Below are 20,985 nucleotides of genomic sequence, written 5' to 3'. Positions count from 1 at the left end.
ACCAACTGCGACGCAGCATTGCCGAATACATCCGGTATTACAATCACGACCGCATCAAGCTAAAGCTAAATGGGCTGAGCCCTGTGCAATACAGGACTCAGCCCTTGGCCGCATAACTTACCCGTCCAACTTTACGGGGTCAGTTCACAGGGCCTCTTTTTCGTGTCCGCTGTTACTCAATTACCGCTGAAGGTCGGTTTCCGCTTCTCCAGGAATGCCGACACGGCTTCGCGATGATCCGCCGTCTGGTGCGACATCGCCTGGAAGCCGGCCGACAACTCCAGCAAGGTATCCAGCCGCGTGTGCATGCCCTCGCGCAGCAGACGCTTGGCCATGCGGACCGCATGCGGTGGGTTGGCGGCCACGGCGTCAGCCAGTTCGTTGGCGGCGGCAAGCAACTGCTCGGCAGGCACCACCTGCGAAACCAGGTTCCACTCCAGTGCCTTGCGGGCGTCGATCGAGCGTCCCGTGAACGTCATTTCCGCAGCGCGAGACAAGCCGATGATTCGCGGAAGCAACCACGCGCCACCGTCGCCCGGGATGATCCCCAGCTTGACGAAGCTCTCGGCAAAAAGCGCGTTCTCGGAGGCGACGCGCATATCGCACATGCAGGCGAGGTCCAGCCCGGCACCCATGGCCGGTCCGTTGACGGCGGCAATGACGGGCACTTCGAGATTGAACAGTGCCAGCGGCAGGCGCTGGATGCCGCGCCGGTAGTCGCGCCTGATCTCCATTCCGGAGACGTCGCCCGACGACTGGCGTTCCATTTCCCGGATGCTGCCGCCCGACGAGAAGGCGGTGCCGGCACCGGTGACGATGACAGCGCGCACGCTGGTATCGGCCTCGATCCGGTCGATGGCTTCGACGAACTCGTCCACCGCCGTATTGCCAGTGAGCGGGTTGCGCCGGTCAGGCTCGTTCATGGTCAGCGTAACGACGTGGCCGCGCTGTGCGTAATGCAGGAAGCTCATGGTGCTGTTCCGGTTTTCAGAGAATCATCAAATGACAGCGCTGGCGCGCAGGCGCCCGATGGCGCCGTCTTCATAGCCAAGCAGGGATTTCAGTACATCTTCGGTATGCTGACCCAGCAGGGGCGGCGCCGACTTCGCCTCTGGCGGCGTGGCGCTCATCCGGATGGGATTGCGCACCAGCCCGACCGAACCACCCAGCGGGTGTTCGACCTCGACCTTCATGCCGCGGGCAACCACCTGCTCATCCCCGAAGACTTCCGCCAGATCATTGATCGGACCGCAGGGGACGCCGGTCGCCTCCATCAGCGCGATCCACTGACGCTTGTCGCGCGTGCGAACCATGTCGGCCAGGATCGGGACCAGCGTGTCGCGGTTCCGGACGCGTGCGGGATTGGTGGCGAATCGCTCGTCATCCGCCAACTCGGCTCGCCCACCGATCTCGACGAACTTGCGGAACTGACCGTCGTTGCCGACCGCCACGATGATCCAGCCGTCGCTCGCCTCGAACGACTGGTACGGCACGATATTCGCGTGCGCGTTGCCCCACCGCTTCGGAACGGCCCCGCTGGTCAGGAAGCTCGCGCCGACATTTGCCAGCATCGCCACCTGCACATCGAGCAGCGCCATGTCGATGCATTGGCCCTCGCCGGTGCGGTCGCGGTGCGCCAGCGCGGCGAGCACGGCCGTGGTCGCATACATGCCCGTCATCAGGTCGGCAATCGCCACGCCGGCCTTTTGCGGGCCGCCGCCGGCCTGGCTGTCGTGCTCGCCCGTAATGCTCATGAAGCCCCCGAGGCCCTGGACGATGAAGTCGTAGCCCGCACGCGCGGCATACGGGCCGTCCTGCCCGAAACCGGTGATCGAGCAGAAGATCAGGGCCGGGTTGATCGCCTTGAGCGAGGCATAGTCGAGGCTATACTTCTTCAGCTGGCCAACTTTGTAGTTCTCCAGCACGACATCACTCTGCGCCGCCAGCTCGCGCACGATGCGTTGCCCTTCCGGCGTGCCGATATCGACCGTCACCGAGCGCTTGTTCCGGTTGGCCGCAAGATAGTAAGAGGCTTCGCGCGTGGCCGTGCCGTCCGGTGTCGTGAAGTACGGCGGCCCCCATTGGCGTGTATCGTCTCCCGCGCCCGGGCGCTCGATCTTGATGACGTCGGCACCGAAATCGGCGAGCGTCTGTGCACACCAGGGCCCCGCCAGCACGCGTGTCAGATCGAGCACGCGGATATGGTCCAATGCACCCATGCGGATTCTCCTGTCGTTGGGGTAATGCGGTAATCGTGTTTCAGGCGCGCTTCGACCCTGGCGCCTGGGCGACGAGATGCCGAAGCGCAAGCGGGATGCCGGTGATGAGCAGGGCTGCGGCAAGTGCCTGTGCGCTGGCTGCCGTCAGAAAGCCGCCGCTGTAGGTGCCGGACATGTCGCGCAGGTATCCGATCAGCCATGGTGTCAGGAAGCCGGCGACGTTGGCCACCGAGCTGATCAGTGGCACGCCCAGCGCGGCGGTCGCCTCGTCCATGAAACGCACCGGAATCTGCCAGAACAGCGAGATCCCTGCGCCGGTGCCGGCAAGCGCAAGTACCAGCGTGAGGAACGTCCCGGGCCGGCTGTGCCAGATGGCCGGCAGCGCCAGAATGCTTGCGACGCTGACCACCGACGCGATCGCGCAGGCGAGGCGGCTGTCACGAAAGCGGCTGACCGCACTCGAAAAGGCGATATTGCCGATGGCGCCAAGCAGGCAGATCGCCGCGATCACCCCGCCGATAGCGCTGTAACCGCCGAATCCCGCATCGTGGAGGATCGTCGGCGTAAAGAAGCTCAGCGCCGAGTTGGCGGCCAGAATGCCGAAGTAGACCGCGGCGAGCACCCATGTCATCGGATTGGCGAGCAGCGATACCGGCTTGCCTGTCGGCGAGATCGCCTGACTGGCACTACGCGCCAGGTCCGCCAGGATCAGCCGGCGCTGCCCTTCCGACAGCCATCGCGCCGTCGCCGGCCCATCTGGAAGGACCCTGAAAGCGACCCCGGCGAGAATCATCGTCGGCACGGCCTGCACGAGGAACATCCACCGCCACCCTGCCACGCCGAGCAAGCCGCTCATATGGTCGAGCACGAAGCCACCGGTCATTCCCACCGCGACCGTCGAGCAGATCGCCGCCGAATGGAAGATGCTGAAGTTGCGCGTGCGGCGCTGCGTGGGATACCACTGGTTCAGGTACAGGATGACGCCGGGATAGAAGCCTGCCTCGAAGGCGCCCAGCAGCAGGCGCAGCGCATAGAACATGCCGGCCGAATGGACAAACATCATCGCGACACTGGTCGCGCCCCACCCGAGCGCGATCACGGAAATGGTCAGCCGCGCGCCCACGCGACGCTGGACCATCGCGCTGGGCACGCCCAGCAGCACGTAGCCCAGAAAGAACAGGCCGGCGCCAAATCCGTACGCGGTCTCGCTAAAGCCCAGGTCCGGCGCCATCTGCAGCTTCGCGAACGCCACGTTCGCCCGGTCAACCCAGGCCAGCATCCACAGGCCAAAGAGGATCGGCAGGATGCGCCATTCCGAGGTCCGATATGCCTTGCGCAATGCGGCGTCCGCGTCGGTATCGAAGGCCGGCGCTTCCGCCTTGAATTGCGTAGTCATCACCCTAACTCCTGACTCTGGCGCCCCCGGGTCTCTACCGGAGTCGCCTGACACTTCCACCCGCCTCATGCCCATTCAGCGGGAATGACTTCCCCACGGTTCTCGCCGAAGCCGATGCGCGCATAGCCGGGCCGCTCGCACCAGCCCGTCATCACCACCGCATCGCCGTCCTCGAGAAAAGAGCGTGTCTCGCCGGAATCCAGCTGCACCGGCGATTGCCCCGCACGGGTGAGTTCGATGAGCGCGCCTGCCTCGGCCGGCGTCGGGCCGGAAATCGTGCCGCTGCCCAGCAGGTCGCCGCTGCGCAGGTTGCAGCCGCCGACGGTGTGGTGCGCGACCATCTGCCCGACCGTCCAGTACTGGTGGCGAAAGCTCGTGCGCGAGAGCCGTGTCGGCGGAATGCCGCCGCGCCGCTGGGCGGCCGACTCGACCGCAACTTCCAGCTGGATATCGATCGCGCCCTGCTCGAACATCAAGGGTGACACCAGGTAAGGCAGCGGTTGCGGATCAGCGTGCGGCCGGCTCCAGCCTGCGCGGAACGGTGCCAGCGCGTCCATCGTGACGATCCACGGGGAGATCGTCGTAGCGAAATTCTTCGCCTGGAACGGCCCGAGCGGCGTCGATTCCCAGGACTGGATGTCTCGCGCCGACCAGTCGTTCAGGATGCAGAGGCCGAAAACATGCTCTTCCGCCTTGCCGACCGGAATGCGCGTGCCCTGCTCGTTTCCGACACCGATGAAGATTCCCAGCTCCAGTTCGTAGTCGAGCCGGGCGCACGCTCCCAGTTCGGGCTGGCTCTGTCCGACCGGCACGCGCTGGCCGACGGGTCGCCGGACTCTCTGGCCGGAGAGCCCGATGCTCGACGCGCGGCCGTGATACGCGACCGGCATCCACTGGAAGTTGGGCGAAAGCGAGCCATTCGGGCGCAGCAGCTTTACAATGTTGCGGGCGTGGTCGATCGAGGTGTAGAAATCCGTGTAGTCCCCGATCTGCGCGGGCACGCCATACTCGGCCTCAGCCTGCGGCACCAGAGCGGTCTTGAGCAAGTCGCTTCCAACCTTGTTGCGCGCATCGAAGCCATCAAACAGCGCGTGGCGCAGCGCCCGCCACGCGACCGGCCCCATGGCAAAGAAGTCATTGAGCGTCGACTGTGCGCACGCGCGCGCGGCCTGTTCGGCGAGCCCCGTCAGCACGCCGGTTCGTACCATGGCTGCGAGATCGATCACCTGGTTACCCAGCGCCACGCCGCCACGGAAGGCTTCCCCACTATCTGCACGTCGAAACACGGCAAACGGCAAGTTCTGCAGCGGAAACGGCGTACCGTCCTGATTGGCCGATTCGAGCCAGCTGCGCGCGGCAACCTCGTGCGTGTGATCAAGCTTCATCGAACTCTCCGCGCAGACTCTTTCGGCTCAGCAGGATGCGTCGCTTGCGCAACGACTGGATCGTGTCAGGGTCGATCTCGCGCTCCGTCAGCAGTTCGATGTTGTGCTCGCCCTGGAAGGCAGGAACGCCCGGAGCTGGCAACGTTGCCGTACTGAATCGCCACGGGGGGCCAGGCATCCGCATCGTTCCGCCGATGCGGTCGTCGATTTCCACGATGGCACCCCAGTGCTCCGCCCACTCCGACTCCGCGAGTTCGCTCGTGGTGCGCACCACACCGATGGCAAGGCCCTGCTCGCTGACCTGGGCCTGCAGTTCGTCGAGGTCGTTGAAGGTGAGAATCCACGCCCTGACTTCCGCAAGCAGCGCATCCAGGTTCTGCCTGCGCAGCGGCGCACTGGCAAAGCGCGGGTCCGACAGCAGGTCTGTCCGGCGCATCATCGAGCAATAGCGGATGAACATCGGCGAGTAGATCGGGCTGGCGGCGATCGTCACCTGGCGTCCGTCCGGCAGCTGGAAGATGTGGGACTCGGGCGCGCTCAGCGCGGGCGGCTCGCCTTGCGTGTCGACCCCCGAGAGCTGCGCACCCGCGCGCTCGTTGACGGCCAGCATGGTGGCCGCCATCGATACGTCGACATGCTGACCTTCGCCGGTCCTGTGTCGATGCTGCAATGCCGAAAGCACGGCAATCACGCCGTGCAGCCCCGTATAGACATCCGCGTGGCTGCAGGCATCGTTGCGCAACGCGTCGCCGTCGAAACCGTAGTGCTCGCGCAGGATATCGGTAAGACCGGTTTCGGCCTGCACGGTCGGCGCGAATGCAGGGCGATTCTTCCACGGCCCCGTTTGTCCGTACCCGCTCATCGAGACATAGATGACGGCCGGATTGAACTCGCGCACCTGCTCATACCCAAGGCCGAAACGGGCGAGCGTTCCGGGCCGGAAGTTCTCGACGATGATATCGGCTTCGCGGCACATGTCGATCACGATCTCGCGTGCCTCGGGCCAGTTCAGGTCAAGACTCAGATTCCGCTTGCCCGCATTCTGCTGCGCGTAGTACACGGACATCGTACCGATGTGCGGCACGCCGCCGCGCCCGGTGTCGCCGCCGGGCGGCTCGATCTTGGTCACGTCGGCGCCCAGGTCGCGCAATGTCTTCGTGCAGAGGGGACCGGCAAGCACCCGCGTGAAGTCGATGACTTTCAGTCCTTCCAGTGGAGCGCCCATGATCAGTTCCCCTCGAATACTGCAGAGCCCGGACCGGACTTCGCGAAAGACTCAAGCCCGCGCTTCTGGTCGGCGCTCGCCCACATCATGTTGTTCATTTCGGTCTGGTGGGCATCCGCGCCGGCAATGCCGCTGCGCGCCGAATGATTGGCGAGCTGCTTGATGCCCCGAAGCGCCACGGTGGGGCCGGCCGCCAACTGGCGCGCCCACGACATGGACACCGCAGGCAAATCGGCTTCGGCGGTGACAAGGTTGATCAGGCCCCAGCGCTCAAGCACTGCGGGGTCGTGCCGGCGACCGAACATGGCCAGTTCCTTGGCGCGTGCGGGTCCCACTCGCTGCACGACGCGCTGGACGCCGCCCAGCAGCGGTAGCAGACCGAGGGATGCCTCGGCCATGCCGAAAAATGCCGTATCCGCGGCGACGATCATGTCGCAGGTCAGCGCGAGTTCGACACCACCGCCGAGTGCTCCCCCATGAACCGCGGCCACGGTGGGAATCGGCACGTTCTCCAGTGCGTCGAGCAAGGCCTCAAAGGCAGGCTGGTCGCGTCGGCGCCCGCCACCCGCAAAACCGGCCACATCCGCGCCGGCGCAGAAGTGGCGCATGCCGCTGCGTAGCAGTATCGCGCGGCAGCCCTGCTCTACTGCGTTGTTGTAAGCACCCAGGAGATCCTTCAGGAAGTTGTCCTCGATCAGGTTGTGCGGCGGCTTCGCCATCGTGACGACGCCAACGGCGCCGTCCTTTTCAAACGTGACAGTGCTCATTTTCTTGTCCTGCATGGAAGGCCGGACTGCGCCGGCGGTTGTTCATGATCGGTTTCACGACGCCGTCGCACACGCGGGTCGGTGTCATGACGATGTATATTAACGCTGTTAACATAGATCGCCATGAGGGTATTCCCGGGGGAATCGTGGGAAGCTGCGAGTGAACGCCTTGCCTGCTCTCGCTCCCGGTCCCGCATCAAGGCCGTCGTGCAGGTGGATCTCGTGCTTCGCCGGGTGCGGCCGCCTATAATCTGCAACTCCGGCGAACTCAACTCTCGACATCGTGACTGCCAAATCTTCCGCCCCTGCCGCAGCGCCTTACCACCACGGAAACCTCCGCAATGCGCTTGTTGCCGAGGGGCGTCGCGCGCTTGAGGAGATCGGCGCGAAGGAATTGAGCCTTCGATACCTGGCGCGCGCCGTCGGCGTTTCCGAGGCCGCACCATCCCGGCATTTCGCTGGCAAGGAAGGACTCCTCGCTGCCATTGCAGCCGACGGATTTCGCGAATTGGCTGCCTTGCGTCTGGAGATCCTGGCGGCAGCTGATACGCCCATGTCCACGGCGTACCGCATGATGCGAACCTATGTCGAGTTCGCAAAACGCCATAAGGGATTGTTCAACCTGATGGTCGGGCCGCGCCTGGTAGCGCGCGACTCGTACCCTGAACTGACCGAGCAGAACACGAGGTCCTTCAGCCTCTTCGCATCATCCATCGAGAAGGTTGCGGCGGAGAACGGTTGGCCAAAGCGATCTCTCACGCTGGTTACCCACGCTGCCTGGAGCATGGAACACGGGCTCGCCACCTTGATTCTGTCCGACCGCGTGCCGAGGTCAGACCTTCCGATCCGGGTTGAACAGATGATTGAGTTCTCTATCGAACTGTTCCTGTCCTCGGTGGTGAGCGGCCCCGATCACCTCAAGAAGATCGTCGATCAGCTGCCTGCCTCACGGAAGCACATTTCAGCTTAGAGGCGCACACCGCGGACTGCTCGCAACACGCGGCTCAAATATTTTTTGGCATTTCAAGTTAACATTGCTAACATGGTCGCATACCAATGACAAGGAGACACGACCATGACCGCTCAATGGACTCGGCGACGATTGCTGCAAGCTGCGATCGGATCGGCGCCAGCCCTCTGGTATCCATCCATCCTCCGGGCCGAGTCCCGGTATCCAGGCAAGCCAGTCGTGATCAAGGTTGCCTTTCCGGCAGGGGGGCCTGCGGATGCTTCGATTCGGGCGGCGGCAGTCGTATTGCAGAAGGACCTCGGGCAAAACGTCCTTGCGGACAACCTGCCGGGAGCGAGTGGCTCCATCTGTGCAATGAACGTACTTCGGAGTCCGAGCGATGGCTATACGCTTCTGGGTACGACGGGTATTGACTTCATTGTTGCGCCGCTCACTGTGGCAACTGCCAAGTATCGTCCCGACACCTTCAAGCTTCTTGGCCTGACTGGAATGTCGGATTTCATCCTGGTTTCCAACCCATCCCTGTCATTCAGGAATGTCGACGAAGTCATTGCCTATGCGAAGAACCCGGCGAATCGCAAGCTATCCATTGCACACTGGGGCCCCGGCTCGGCACCTCATCTGGTCGCTGCGGACTTTCAGGCCCGAGCAGGAATCCAGCTTCTCGAGGTGCCTTACAAGGGCGCGGCGCCAGTCACCAATGACATCGCCGGTGCGCAAGTCGACCTGACTTTCATGCCCATGGGCGGCCCCACATTCGGGATGATCAAGACCAATCGGTTCAAGCCGATTGGCGTGGCAAGCAAACGGCGCAATCCGTCATTGCCTGATGTGCCGGCAATCGCCGAAAGTCGACTACTCCAGGATTTCGAGCATAGCCAATGGGCCGCGGTGCTCGCTCCGCCGGATACCCCCGAACCGTTGATCACTCGCCTCAACCAGGCAATGAATGCGTGGATAGTCAGCCCCGAGAATCGCACTCGTGTGGAAACCAACCTCCAGAGGACCCTTGAGCCGATGACGGTGGCTCAAGCCCAGTCTTTCCTGAAAAGCGAGCATACGAAGTTCACGCGTATCGCACAAAACCTCAAGATCGGCCCCCAGTAACAGGGCATTGGAAGTGCCTTCACGACGGATCGGGGATGTGACAAGCCACCATCCCCGCTCAAGCGACCCGTGTCACACGGTGGTTGGTTCCGCAGGGAGGTTGTCGATGATGTTCATCGCGGACGTGCCTGTCGCCGTGTCGAGTGGACCGGAGCCCGTCAGCGCCGGGGCGTCGATGCGATGCACGTCGTGCGTCACGAAGCCGACGTCGTGGCTTGGAATCGCCAGGCACTCGGGACGGGCAAGCGAGTCGCGGATATCGTCCAGCCCGCTCGTCCAGTGCTCGCTCATGGTGTCCGCGCTGAATTCGAAGTCCTTGTAATGACCCTCGAAGAATTTGTTCCGGTAGATCAGGTGCACGACGTTGACGGCGCTGCCATCCGCAATGTGCTGCGCCTCGCGCATCAGCGGATGCGTCTCACGGACGGACTTCGGCACGTGCTCCAGCAGTTCCTTGATCAGCCGCGCATGCTTCTGGCGGCCTTCCATGAACGCGGTGATGGCACGGGTCCGGCTTGAGTACTGGATGTCCTTGGTCCGCTCGGAGACATCGAGGAAGTTGCCCGGCAGCGCCCCGCTCGCGCTCCACAGGTCCACCTGGAAGATGAGCGTGTCCTTGTGCTGGGATTCGCGCACGATCTCGGTAAGCGGGGTGTTGGAGACGAGTCCGCCGTCCCAGTAGAACTCGCCGTCGATCTCGACGGCCGGGAAGCCCGGCGGGAGCGCGCCCGATGCCATGAAGTGCTCCGGCTCGAGGCGCATTTTCGTATTGTCGAAGTACACGAGGTTGCCGGTCCGCACATTGACCGCGCCGACGGAGACGCGCATGTCGCCATCGTTGATGCGATCGAAATCGGCGTACTTCAGCAGCGTGGCGCGCAGTGCGCTGGTGTCGTAGAAGCTCACCTGGCTCGGGCCGCCGCCCTGGCTGCCGATGCCATGCAGCGGGGAACGCGGCAGGAAAAAGCCCCGCTGGCCCTCCATCAGCGCGCGGCCGGCGGCCCACATGCTCGACCACTTGCGCGCGACGTCCTGGAATCCGAATGCCGCCGGCAGCCAGGCACCGGCCTTGCCAATGACGTCCGGCGGAAGGCTGATGGTCTCCCAGAATCCGCGTAGCGCTTCCACGCGATCATCGGGAGCATTGCCGGCGATGATCGCCGTGTTCAAGGCGCCGATCGAAATACCCGATACCCACGTGGGATGGATCCCCGCCTGGGCCAGCCCTTCATAAACACCAGCCTGATAGGAGCCGAGCGCACCGCCTCCCTGAAGAACGAGGCCGACCTCGTCATAGGGCGGCAGTACCAGCGGTTCGGCTTGATGAGACGTGTTGCGTTGACTGCGGCGCACTAGGCTCCTCCTCTTATTGCATGAACCAGCCGTGGCTGACGACGATCGACTGCCCCGTCAGCGCGGCCGATTCGAAGCCGGCCAGGAACGACACCGTGCGCGCCACATCGGCGACCGTCGTGAACTCGCCATCGACCGTTTCCTTGAGCATGACGTTGCTGACGACCTCGGCCTCGGAAATGCCGAGCGCTTTGGCCTGCTCGGGAATCTGCTTGTCGACCAGCGGGGTACGGACGAAGCCCGGGCACACCACATTGGCACGGACGCCGCGCGGGCCGCCTTCCTTGGCCACGACGCGCGCCAGACCGAGAAGTCCGTGCTTGGCCGTGACGTAGGCCGACTTGAGCTTCGAGGCTTCGTGCGAGTGAACGGAACCCATGTAGATGATCGCACCGCCCTTGCCCGACGCGTACATGTGCCGGATCGCCGCACGCGTGGTCAGGAACGCGCCGTCGAGGTGGATGGCCAGCATCTTCTTCCAGTCCGCGAAGGCATAGTCCTCGATCGGATTGACGATCTGGATGCCGGCGTTCGAGACCAGTACGTCCAGCCCGCCCAGCGTTGCCACGGCTTCATCAATGCCCGCGTCGACGGCGTCTTCGCTTGTAACATCCATGGCCACGGCAATGGCCTTGCCGCCGTCGGCGACGATCGACTCAGCTACCTTCCGGGCGGCCTCGAGATTCAGATCGGCGATGACGACCGCCGCGCCCTCACTCGCCAGCTGGCGCGCGCATTGTTCTCCGATACCACTGGCGGCGCCGGTAACAAGCGCGACTTTTCCTTGCAATGACATAGTTGCTCCTTGCCGTGGGTTATTGGTTGACGACCAGCTTCGGCGCCTCGGCCGGCGCGAGGTAGTCGAAAGCGACTTCGCCGATATCGAGCGTGAGGTCTGCAATGAGATGCTTCGCGCCCACCACACGGCGCACCGGCAGGTCGGCAACGGGTGCCAGCGCATGCGCATGCAGCTCGAGCGCGCCGGGGCCTTGCCACGCGCCGTGCACCGTCACATCGCGCAGGTGAAAGCGAACCAGTTCGCAGATGCGCGCCGAACCGTCGACGTGCGGGATGACTTTCAGCAGGTAGTTGGGGGTGTCGGCGAGCGCCTTCTGCTCCGATGCCAGATCGAGTGGGCGGAACTTGAAGCCCATCGTGCCGGTGGCAATGCGCTGCGAGCCATAGTCGAGCGTCCCGAGCAGCGTATCGTGGCCGTCGATCGACAGGCGCGGCGAGCCCAGCTTCTTGGGAAACCCCCAGATCTCGCGGCCACCGGCGATGGGGCCCTCGTCATCGAGATACATCGCGTGTGTGTAGCTGCCCTTGCGCCCCTGCTCGTCGACGACGGGGATCACCTGGCCGCTTTCGGTGTAGTTGCCGAAGCCGGACGAGTCCGGCATGCGAATGAACTCGTAGTGAACCAGGTTGCCGGCAGGCGTCAGCGGCTCGGGCACCACCGCACGTAGCGCGTCCGGGTCGGTCTCATAGGAGACGATGAAGTACTCGCGCTGCAGAAACCGGAATGGCGGACGCGGATATGACGGGCTGTACACCGGCATGGCAAAGGCGTTGCGGCGGATATCTTCGATTTTCACTATGCGTTCCCTTGTGCGATGAGAACCCTCCGATCGCCCAACGCGCCCTTCGGGGACGAGCGACGCCAGCGCGTGAAGACACTCACACGGCCCGGACGACGCGTCGAGGATGGATTGACCGGCCTGCTGGCCGGACGGGGGCAGGTAGAGGTGGCGGACAACTGCCACGCAGTGGACGCATCCTAGGGTTTTTCCGGACGCAGCAACACCGGAACAGCGACAAATGTGTGTTTCGACTTTTGGAAGGAACGAACACAGAATCCAGGGGTCGGCGCTGTTACCGCGCCGAAATGCGCAACAGCGCGTCGCGATATACGCCGGGATCGGCTTGACTCCTCCTCGCGCCTGCACGGAGTTGCCGATGCTGGCAGCGCCAATTGGCAAATCGGCGTCAGCGCATCCGCTGGCGCCGGTTTGCTTTTCAGACGCCTCGACTGCCTTTACACGCCATCCGTGCACGGATCGCGTGGCTCCCATGCAGCGAACACATAGGCGTCATACGCGCTGTAAATAGGCGTGACCCAGTGCGACTTGCACGCTGAAATCAGGGAATACTCGGACGATCCGAGGCCTGGCGCGGCATGCGTATTTCGCTCTGCGGAATACTACGCCCGATCGCTTGACGCTGGCCGAAGCGCTATGCAAAAGTCGCCGAAAATGAAAACGAACGATCGTGCGAGAACGCTGGCCCCGATGCCGGCGACATGACACGGCGTCACCGGGCCACGGTCATACCAGGGCACCTGGAGAAAGCGAGGGCGCCGTCACGGCGCCGCAACGCAAGGAGACAGCAATATGCAGGACACCCGTCACGCCGCAGCACGCCATATCCCTGTGCGACGCCCCGACCGCGCGGCCATCGCCCCCATCGCGCCGGACATCGGCGCACTGGCCGCCACACTTCACCGCCAGACCTCCATCTGAGATCGCCGGCGCCGTCCCTCGCGGCGGTGCCCTGTCGCGCCCCGGCCTTGCGCCGGCGCGCACCCTGTTTCGTGAACTGTACGAGGCTTCCCCGTGGCATTGTTCTTCCAACAGTTTCTCAACGGTCTGACGCTCGGCGGCGTGTATAGCCTCGTCGCGCTCGGACTGACGCTGGTCTACGGCATCCTGCACGTACCCAACTTCGCGCACGGCGCCTTCTACATGGCCGGCGCCTATGTGTCGTATTACGCGATGACCGCGCTCGGCCTGAACTACTGGCTGGCCATGCTGTGCGCGGCGGCGGTGGTCGCCGTGCTGTCGATGCTGGCCGACCGCCTGGTCTTCCACCCGCTGCGCAACGCCCCCGAGATCCACGACATGATTGCCGCCATCGGCATCCTGCTGTTCCTGGAAGCCGGTGCGCAGGCGTTGTGGGGCGCGGACTTTCACCGCATGCCCACGCCCTACGGCCAGATGGTCGAGCTGTTCGGCCTGACCGCGCCGATGCAGCGCCTCTTGATCATCGTGGCGGCCTTCGGCCTGATGGTCCTGCTGCATCTGTTCCTGACGCGCACCGTCACGGGCTCCACGATCGTCGCGATGGCGCAGAACCGCGAGGGCGCCGCCCTCGTCGGCATCGATGCCACGCGCGTCACGCTGCTGGTGTTCGCCATCTCCGGCGCGCTGGCCGCGATCGCCGCCACGCTCTACGCGCCGATCAACCTGGTCTACCCCAGCATGGGCAACCTGGTCATCACCAAGGCCTTCGTGATCATCATCCTCGGCGGCATGGGCAGCATTCCGGGCGCCATCGTGGGCGGCCTGATCATCGGCATGGCCGAGAGCTTCGGCGGCTTCTATATCTCCACCGACTACAAGGACATCATCGCCTTCCTGCTGCTGGTGATCATCCTGTCGATCCGGCCGCAGGGCCTGTTTGCCGGCAAGGCCGCGTGAGGAACACACCCATGAAAGCACTGCAAGGAAAGACCGGCTGGATCCTGCTGCTGGCGGCGGCCATCGCGTTTCCGCTGGTCGTGCCCAACAGCTACTTCCTGACCGTGATGACGCTGGCGTTCATCTACGCCATCGCCACGCTCGGACTGAACCTGCTGACCGGCTACACCGGCCAGCTCAACCTGGCGCATGGCGGCTTCATGGCCATCGGCGCCTACACGCTCGGTATCCTCACGGTCGATCACCAGGTCCCCTTCTGGCTGGCCTTCGCGCTGTCCGGCGTGATCTGCATGGCCTTTGGCTACGTGGTCGGCGTGGTGTCGCTGCGGCTGAAGGGCCATTACTTCTCGATCTTCACGATGTGCGTGGGCTACATCATCTATCTGCTGATCGAAAAGTGGGAAGCGCTCACGCACGGCACGGTCGGCCTGATCGGCATTCCCGTGCCGGCGTCGATCGGACCCGTTGCCTTCGACAGCGTGCAGGCCCAGTACTACCTGGTGCTGTTCTTCCTTGCCGCAGGCACCTTCGTCATGCATCGCATCGTCAGCTCGCTGCTGGGCCGCGGCTTCATGGCGGTGCGCAACAGCGACGCACTGGCCGAGGCGCTGGGCATCAACCTGATGCGCACCAAGGTACTGTCGTTCGTGCTGTCGGTGGGCTATGCCGGCCTTGCCGGCGCGCTCTATGCCGGGCAGGTGCGCTTCCTGGGCCCGGACATCGCACGCACGGATGTCACGTTCGACATGGTGATGGCGATGCTGGTCGGCGGCACGGGCACGCTGCTCGGCCCGCTGCTCGGCGCCGTGTTGGTGCCCTGGGTCACCCAGACGCTGCAGTTCCTGCAGGACTACCGGATGCTGGTGTTCGGTCCGGTCCTGATCCTGCTGATCATCTTCTTCCCGGACGGCATCGTCGGCTCCTTCCTCAGGAAGCAAGCCCGCCGCGCCGCCGCGGCACGTCGCGGCCGGCTGGCCGCCGCCCGCCCGGTGCAGGCGCCGTCCGTCCCGACCACCCGCCCCGGAGCCGAGAATGCTTGAGATCCGCAACCTGACCAGGAAGTTTGGTGGCCTGACCGCGGTGAACGATGTCTCCGTGACGTTCGAAGCCGGCCACATCAACGCGATCATCGGCCCCAACGGCGCCGGCAAGACCACGTTCTTCAACCTGATCGCCGGCACGCACGCGCCGACCTCGGGCCAGATCCTGTTCAAGGGCCAGGACGTGGCGGGCCTGCGCGCCGACCAGATCGCGCGGCTGGGCGTGGCGCGCACCTTCCAGGCCACCGCGCTGTTCGACCGCGCCACGGTGCTGGACAACCTGATCGTCGGCCATCGCCTGCGCACGCAGTCCGGCCTCGCCGACGTGCTGTTCAACACGCGCCGCCTGCGCGAGGAAGAACGCCTGTGCCGGGACAAGGCGGAGGCCGCACTCGACTTCGTCGGCCTCTCGCACCTGGCGCATGAGATCGCCGCCGATATCACGCAGGAGGCGCGCAAGCGCGTCGCCTTTGCGCTGGCGCTGGCCACCGACCCGGAACTGCTGCTGCTCGACGAACCCGCCGGCGGCGTGAACCCCGAGGAGACGGTGGGCCTGGCCGAGTTGATCCGCAAGATGGTCCGCCACGGCAAGACGGTCTGCCTGATCGAACACAAGATGGACATGATCATGCGGCTGGCCGACAAGATCATGGTGCTCAACTACGGCGAGAAGATCGCCGAAGGCACGCCCGCGCAGGTGCAGCAGGACGCGCGCGTCATCGAGGCCTACCTGGGAGCCGACCATGTTGCAGCTTGAACGCGTCTCGCTGTCGTACGGCAGCTTCCGCGCCCTGGACAATGTCTCGCTGCACGCCAGGGCGGGCGAACTTGTGGTGCTGCTGGGCGCCAACGGCGCCGGCAAGAGTTCGATCTTCCTGGCGATGAGCGGCATCCATCGCACGAGCGGCGGCAGCATGCGCTTCGATGGCCGCGAACTGTCCGGCATGAAGCCATCGCAGATCGTGCAGGCCGGCCTGGTGCACTGCCCCGAGGGCCGCAAGCTGTTCCCGGCCATGACCGTGCAGAAGAACCTGACGCTCGGCGCCTACGTGCACCGGCGCGATGCGGCTGGCATTCGCAGCACGCTGGAAGAGGTCTACGAGATGTTCCCGATCCTGCGCCAGAAGAAGGACGATCCTGCCGGATCGCTTTCAGGCGGCCAGCAGCAGATGGTGGCGCTGGGCCGCGCGCTGATGGGCCGCCCGCGCGCGCTGCTGCTCGACGAACCCTCGCTGGGGCTGGCGCCGCTGGTGGTCAAGCAGATGTTCGAGGTGATCCAGCGCATCAACCGCGCGGGCACCACGGTGCTGCTGGCCGAACAGAACGCCTACGCCGCGCTGGGCATCGCGCATCGCGCATATGTGATCGAGGGCGGCCGGATCGTGATGGAAGGCGACCGTGATTCGCTGCTCAGGGACGAGGGCATTCGCAAGGCATACATCGGCGGCTGATTGCCGCCACCCGGTGACGGACAAGCGCAGTACATACCCATAAGGAGACAGCAAATGCAGCACAAGACGATCCGTCGTTTCTTCCCGCTGGCCGCGTGTGCCGTGGCCGCGCTGGTGGCGTCGGCACCGGCGCTGGCCCAGGAAGTGGTCAAGATTGGCTACACCGGTCCGCTGTCCGGCGGCGCCGCGCTGTACGGCAAGAACGTGCTGTCCGGCATCCAGATGGCCGTGGACGAAATCAACGCCTCGGGTCTGGATGTCAACGGCAAGAAGGTCAAGCTGGAAGTGGTGGCGCTGGACGACAAGTACGCGCCGGCCGAGGCCGCGATCAACGCGCGCCGCCTGGTCCAGCAACACAAGACCCCGGCGGTGTTCGTGCCGCACTCGGGCGGCATCTTCGCGCTGCAGGCCTTCAACGAGCAGGAGAAGTTCCTGGTCATGGCGTACTCCAGCGTGCCGCGCATCACCGATGCCGGCAACAAGCTGACGATCCGCATTCCGCCGGCCTACACCGGCTACATCGATCCGTTCATCAAGGCGCAGATGAAGCGGTATGGCAAGAACGTGGCGCTGGTGCCGGCCGATCACGACTACGCCAAGGCCTGGGTGCAGGCCTTCGTGCCCGCATGGGAGAGCGCGGGCGGCAAGGTGGTGGGCAACAACCCGATGTCGTACACCAAGGCCACGGACTTCTACACGGGCGTGTCGCGCGCCATCGCCGACAAACCCGACGTGATGTTCGTCGGCGGCCCGTCCGAGCCCACCGCGCTGGTGGTCAAGCAGGCCCGCGAGCTAGGCTTCAAGGGCGGCTTCATCGTGATGGACCAGGCGAAGATGGATGAAATGGCGAAGGTGACCAACGGTCTGGCCATGCTGGAAGGCTCGATCGGCGTGATGCCGCTGGTCAACGACACGCGTCCGGCTGCGCAGGCCTACAACACCCGTTACAAGAAGATCCATGACGGCCGCGATGCCACCACGGAGATGTCGCTGAACTACACCATGACCTGGGCGCTGGCCAACGCGATGAAGCTGGCGGGCACCACGACTGACGCCGCGGCGATCCGCGCCAGGATTCCGGACGCGGTCAAGGCGCTGCCGAAGGATGTGAACCCGAACGAGGTGGAAGGCATCGACGCCAAGGGCGGTTCCGTGGCGGATACCGTGGTCGGCTGGGTGCAGAACGGCAAGATCGCCCCGGTACGGTTGTCAGAACTGGGCAAGTAAGCAGCACGTAATCATGTCGGGCGGGCAAGCAGGCTGTGCTGCCCGGCCCCGCCCGGCATCGGCAGGCTCCTACGGAGGGAGAAGTGAGAAGGGGCAGTACCAGCTGGCGACACAGCCAGTGCAGCAATAGCGTGAAAACGTAAGTGGAGAGAAAACGAAGGGCGCCCGGAGTCATCCGGGCGCCCTTTGTCCTTTCCTGCTTACTGCTTTCCTACATTTTTTCTGCTTTCCCGCCTGCCCGTTCCTGCATTGCCCCCTATTGGTACATGGCACCAGCCAGGTGCCGCACTAGTTGTTGGCCTGCATGCGTCCCTGCCGGTCGTTGGCCTGCTGGCCACGCTGCTGTTGTTGCTGTTGTTGCTGCTGCCGCTGGCGATCTTGTTGCTGGCGTTGCTGTTCCTGCATGTGACGTTGCTGCTCCTGCGCCTGCCGCTGCTGTTCGGCCTGTTGGTGCTGCATGGCCTGCTGACGCTGCTGTTCCTGCGCCTGCCGTTGCTGCTCGAACTGCTGCTGACGCTGTGCCGCCTGCCGCTGCTGGTCCATCATCTGACGCTGTTGCTCCTGTGCCTGCCGCTGTTGCTCGAACTGCTGCTGACGCTGCGCTGCCTGCCGCTGCTGATCCATTTGCTGGCGCTGTTGCTCCTGTGCCTGCCGTTGCTGATCGAACTGCTGCTGACGCTGCGCTGCCTGCCGCTGCTGATCCATCTGCTGACGCTGTTGCTCCTGCGCCTGCCGTTGCTGATCGAACTGTTGCTGACGCTGCGCCGCCTGCCGTTGCTGATCCATCTGCTGGCGCTGTTGCTCTTGCGCCTGCCGTTGTTGATCGAACTGCTGCTGACGCTGCGCCGCCTGCCGCTGCTGATCCATCTGCTGGCGCTGCTGCTCTTGCGCCTGCCGTTGCTGATCGAACTGCTGCCGCTGCGCCGCCTGCCGCTGCTGATCCATCTGCTGGCGCTGTTGCTCTTGCGCCTGCCGTTGCTGGTCGAACTGCTGCCGCTGCGCGGCCTCGCGTTGCTGATCCTGGAACTGGCGTTGCGGGTCCTGCGCCTGATGTTGCGGGTCGAACTGCTGGCGACGCTGCTGATCCTGCCCCTGCCGCTGCTGCTCTATCCGTTGCTGATCCTGCTGCTGGCGCTGGAGCGCCTGCTGCTGACGTTGCTGGAAATCCGACGACTGACGCTGTTGCTCCTGGAACTGCCGCTGCTGATCCAGTTGCTGCCGTTGCAGCGCTTGCTGCTGACGCTGCGCTTCCGGCGGCAAGCCACGCATCTGGTCCGGGCGCGTGGACCAGCCGCGGCTGTTGTCGTCGCCCGGTGAGCCACCCTGGCCGACAAACCCCCGCGCCCCGTCTCGTCCGGGCTGGCCGTCTCGCCCGGGTTGGCCCGGCTGGCCGTTTTGACCAGGCTGGCCGTTTTGACCGGGTTGACCATTCCGTCCGTCATTCCGTCCGATCTGTCCCCGACGTTCGTGTGCAGCCTGCGCCGCCTGGCTCAGGCGAACATCCGGCTGCCACGGCGTGCCCTGCGTCGGTTGCTGCCGTCCGCGCCGGTCCACTTCCTGCCGGGATGCCGGTGACGGACCGCGCCATGCAGGCCCTGCGCCAGCCGTGCCCCCCTCGCGGGCAAACCGCCGCGCCAGATCATCCTGCGCCACGCGACCCGGCGGCCGGGCGGCGATCGCCTGACGCTCGAATCCTTCACGCGCCATCGGCGGCAAGGCCCGCACCGGCGCACCGCCGACCAGGCTCGTCTTCACCGGCGCCATCGGCGGCGCGCCGTGACCACCCTCGCCAATTGGCAAGTGCCGCCATTCGTCCCGCTGGTTGCCACGCGGCACCGGACGGCCCTCGACAAAACTGCGCGCCGGCATGCCGTGGATCGCACCCGGCACATTGCGATTGGCCCAGCGGTCCCGATCGCGATCGCCTCGATCGCCTCGGTCGCCAAAACGATTGACCGTCACGTTGTTGATCCGGGTGATATAGCCCGGGCTGGCGCGGTACACCGGCCGGTAGACGTCGCGCGGTCCGAGCGGATACCACGCCACGCCCGGGCCACCACCAATGCGGATGGTCGCGGAGGCGCCGCCGACAAAGGCAACCAGCGCCGGCGCATAGCACGGACGCCCGCTGACAGGACCGGGCACCCAGCCCCACCGGTTGCCGAAGTGCGCCCAGCGGCCATAGTGTGACGGGGCAAAACCCCACGGCGCGTCATCGACCCACGTCCAGCCCCACGGCGCCACCCAGACCCAGTTGCCGGTGCTGTACGGCGCCCAGCCCGACGGCACGGCACGCGGGAACCACACCGCGCCGTAGCCGGCATCCTGCTGCCAGTCGCCATAATCGTCCAGCGCGGTGTAGCCGGTCATGTCGCGTGGCACATAGCGCGCGGACACGGAATCGTCCTCGCGCGCATCGCGCGCCGCCGTCCACTGGTCGAAGCTGTCCGGCGCCGGATACGCGCCCTGTCCCGCATCGGCCAGGTCGGACCCCGCAAAGCGCATGCGCTGGCCGCGCGTCATCTCGATGGAGCGGCTGTCCCCGTAGAGCACGGCACTGCCATGCCGCATGCTGACCAGTGTCGTGCTGCCGTCCGGCGCTACATCAAGCCGGTAGTCGCCGGGCTCGCGCGGCACGAACGCCAGGTTCGGGGTATCGATTTCCACCTGCTGGTCTTGCGGCAAGGCGCGCACGCGCAACTGCAGCGTGCCCTGCGTCAGCTTGATCTGCGTGGTGTTGTCGTCGAGGTTGAGGACCGTGGCAGCGGTGGCGCCGCCCAGCCGCACGGCCGTGGAGCCGGCATGCAGCTCCGCCCGGCCGCCCGGGTAAACCCACAGGCGATCGCCGGTCGTGACCGGGCGATTCAGGCCGGTGGCAGCCCATTCGTCCGATCCGGCCGGGGCAAAGCTCAGGTTGCCGGCCACGTCGGTCAGCGTGGCGACCCGGGAAGAGGGATCGGCGGTCTGCGTCACGGCGTCGGGATTGCCGAGCACGGAGGTATCACCGGGCCCTTGCGCATAGCCCGGCGGGTTGTAGTCCGGCGGTGCGTTATAGCCAGGCGGGCTGTAGTCCTGCGCGCGCACCAGCCCGTGGGCCAGCAGCACGGCCAGGCCGAGCCCGGCCAGCGGAGCCACGCGGGGCCATCGACCCGCCGCCAAGCAAAAAAGGGATTGCATCGTGTCTTACCTTGTTCCGGACGCCCGCCAGGCGAGCGTCATCATATTGTCACCCTATAACGGATAAACGGCGGAGGACGCCAGCGGCAGACCGGACTTTGTAAGCGCATATTTCCCCCTGCCACGGCCCCGCGGGCCCCGCGTGACCGCGCGAGCCGCCCGGCGGGCCGGGCCGCAAGCCGGCGCGTCGGG

19 protein-coding genes are annotated in these 20,985 nt (G+C 65.1%); 9 read left to right on the top strand and 10 right to left on the bottom strand.

Annotated features, from left to right (window positions below):
* Positions 1-5: 5 nt before the first annotated feature.
* A complete protein-coding gene (locus AC1DOX_RS28770) occupies positions 6-116 on the top strand; it encodes an IS3 family transposase (RefSeq protein ID WP_441618306.1) in 111 nt (36 codons plus the stop codon).
* A 60-nt stretch (positions 117-176) separates the two neighbouring features.
* Here the strand turns inward: AC1DOX_RS28770 and AC1DOX_RS28765 are convergent, their stop codons facing one another.
* The 6 genes from AC1DOX_RS28765 to AC1DOX_RS28740 all read right to left on the bottom strand — a co-directional run bounded on the left by AC1DOX_RS28765 (position 177) and on the right by AC1DOX_RS28740 (position 6,992).
* Complete coding sequence (locus tag AC1DOX_RS28765; protein ID WP_441623722.1) at positions 177-971, bottom strand: crotonase/enoyl-CoA hydratase family protein; 795 nt, start codon at positions 969-971, stop codon at positions 177-179.
* Between the two features lie 27 nt (positions 972-998).
* Complete coding sequence (locus AC1DOX_RS28760) at positions 999-2,219, bottom strand: CaiB/BaiF CoA transferase family protein (protein WP_441623720.1); 1,221 nt, start codon at positions 2,217-2,219, stop codon at positions 999-1,001.
* A 40-nt stretch (positions 2,220-2,259) separates the two neighbouring features.
* The gene (locus tag AC1DOX_RS28755; protein ID WP_441623718.1) at positions 2,260-3,615 is read right to left on the bottom strand and encodes an MFS transporter; all 1,356 of its coding nucleotides are present in this window, start codon (positions 3,613-3,615) and stop codon (positions 2,260-2,262) included.
* Positions 3,616-3,680: 65 nt separating this feature from the next.
* On the bottom strand, positions 3,681-5,000 hold the full coding sequence (gene fahA, locus AC1DOX_RS28750; protein WP_441623716.1) for a fumarylacetoacetase: 1,320 nt from the start codon (positions 4,998-5,000) through the stop codon (positions 3,681-3,683).
* Entirely contained in the window at positions 4,990-6,225 is a 1,236-nt protein-coding gene (locus AC1DOX_RS28745; protein ID WP_441623714.1) for a CaiB/BaiF CoA transferase family protein, read from the bottom strand. Before AC1DOX_RS28745 ends, fahA begins: the two co-directional genes overlap by 11 nt.
* 2 nt (positions 6,226-6,227) lie before the next feature.
* Positions 6,228-6,992, bottom strand: a complete 765-nt coding sequence (locus tag AC1DOX_RS28740; protein ID WP_441623712.1) for an enoyl-CoA hydratase/isomerase family protein — start codon at positions 6,990-6,992, stop codon at positions 6,228-6,230.
* A gap of 283 nt (positions 6,993-7,275) precedes the next feature.
* Between AC1DOX_RS28740 and AC1DOX_RS28735 the strand changes: the two genes are divergently transcribed.
* Positions 7,276-7,962, top strand: a complete 687-nt coding sequence (locus AC1DOX_RS28735; RefSeq protein WP_441623710.1) for a TetR/AcrR family transcriptional regulator — start codon at positions 7,276-7,278, stop codon at positions 7,960-7,962.
* A gap of 105 nt (positions 7,963-8,067) precedes the next feature.
* On the top strand, positions 8,068-9,069 hold the full coding sequence (locus AC1DOX_RS28730; protein ID WP_441623708.1) for a tripartite tricarboxylate transporter substrate binding protein: 1,002 nt from the start codon (positions 8,068-8,070) through the stop codon (positions 9,067-9,069).
* Positions 9,070-9,141: 72 nt separating this feature from the next.
* On the opposite strand, the gene AC1DOX_RS28725 is transcribed toward AC1DOX_RS28730, so the two are convergent.
* The 3 genes from AC1DOX_RS28725 to AC1DOX_RS28715 are packed head-to-tail and all read right to left on the bottom strand — an operon-like array spanning position 9,142 to position 12,017.
* Positions 9,142-10,422, bottom strand: a complete 1,281-nt coding sequence (locus AC1DOX_RS28725; RefSeq protein ID WP_441623706.1) for a DUF3734 domain-containing protein — start codon at positions 10,420-10,422, stop codon at positions 9,142-9,144.
* Between the two features lie 13 nt (positions 10,423-10,435).
* Complete coding sequence (locus AC1DOX_RS28720; protein WP_441623704.1) at positions 10,436-11,218, bottom strand: 3-hydroxybutyrate dehydrogenase; 783 nt, start codon at positions 11,216-11,218, stop codon at positions 10,436-10,438.
* A 19-nt stretch (positions 11,219-11,237) separates the two neighbouring features.
* Positions 11,238-12,017 carry an acetoacetate decarboxylase gene (locus AC1DOX_RS28715; RefSeq protein ID WP_441623702.1) on the bottom strand — a complete coding sequence of 260 codons (780 nt, stop codon included), beginning with the start codon at positions 12,015-12,017 and terminating at the stop codon, positions 11,238-11,240.
* 795 nt (positions 12,018-12,812) lie between these two features.
* Here AC1DOX_RS28715 and AC1DOX_RS28710 point away from each other — a divergent pair.
* The 6 genes from AC1DOX_RS28710 (at position 12,813) to AC1DOX_RS28685 (ending at position 17,616) form a co-directional block, all read left to right on the top strand.
* Complete coding sequence (locus tag AC1DOX_RS28710) at positions 12,813-12,941, top strand: hypothetical protein (RefSeq protein WP_441623700.1); 129 nt, start codon at positions 12,813-12,815, stop codon at positions 12,939-12,941.
* 93 nt (positions 12,942-13,034) lie between these two features.
* The gene (locus tag AC1DOX_RS28705; RefSeq protein WP_441623698.1) at positions 13,035-13,898 is read left to right on the top strand and encodes a branched-chain amino acid ABC transporter permease; all 864 of its coding nucleotides are present in this window, start codon (positions 13,035-13,037) and stop codon (positions 13,896-13,898) included.
* 11 nt (positions 13,899-13,909) lie between these two features.
* On the top strand, positions 13,910-14,938 hold the full coding sequence (locus tag AC1DOX_RS28700) for a branched-chain amino acid ABC transporter permease (RefSeq protein WP_441623696.1): 1,029 nt from the start codon (positions 13,910-13,912) through the stop codon (positions 14,936-14,938).
* Positions 14,931-15,695, top strand: coding sequence for an ABC transporter ATP-binding protein (locus tag AC1DOX_RS28695; RefSeq protein ID WP_092137390.1), 765 nt, complete (start codon positions 14,931-14,933; stop codon positions 15,693-15,695). Before AC1DOX_RS28700 ends, AC1DOX_RS28695 begins: the two co-directional genes overlap by 8 nt.
* Positions 15,682-16,389, top strand: a complete 708-nt coding sequence (locus AC1DOX_RS28690; protein WP_441623694.1) for an ABC transporter ATP-binding protein — start codon at positions 15,682-15,684, stop codon at positions 16,387-16,389. Before AC1DOX_RS28695 ends, AC1DOX_RS28690 begins: the two co-directional genes overlap by 14 nt.
* A gap of 54 nt (positions 16,390-16,443) precedes the next feature.
* Positions 16,444-17,616 (top strand): ABC transporter substrate-binding protein, encoded by a 1,173-nt coding sequence (locus AC1DOX_RS28685; RefSeq protein WP_441623692.1) that lies wholly within the window; start codon positions 16,444-16,446, stop codon positions 17,614-17,616.
* Positions 17,617-17,904: 288 nt separating this feature from the next.
* On the opposite strand, the gene AC1DOX_RS28680 is transcribed toward AC1DOX_RS28685, so the two are convergent.
* Positions 17,905-20,751: a DUF6600 domain-containing protein gene (locus tag AC1DOX_RS28680; protein WP_477101634.1), complete on the bottom strand. Its 2,847-nt coding sequence runs from the start codon at positions 20,749-20,751 to the stop codon at positions 17,905-17,907.
* Between the last annotated feature and the right edge of the window lie 234 nt (positions 20,752-20,985).

The organism is Cupriavidus sp. 01L415, from assembly GCF_056400065.1.
The sequence above is the reverse complement of the archived record's forward strand: the minus strand, read 5'-3'. Positions and strand labels throughout refer to the sequence as shown.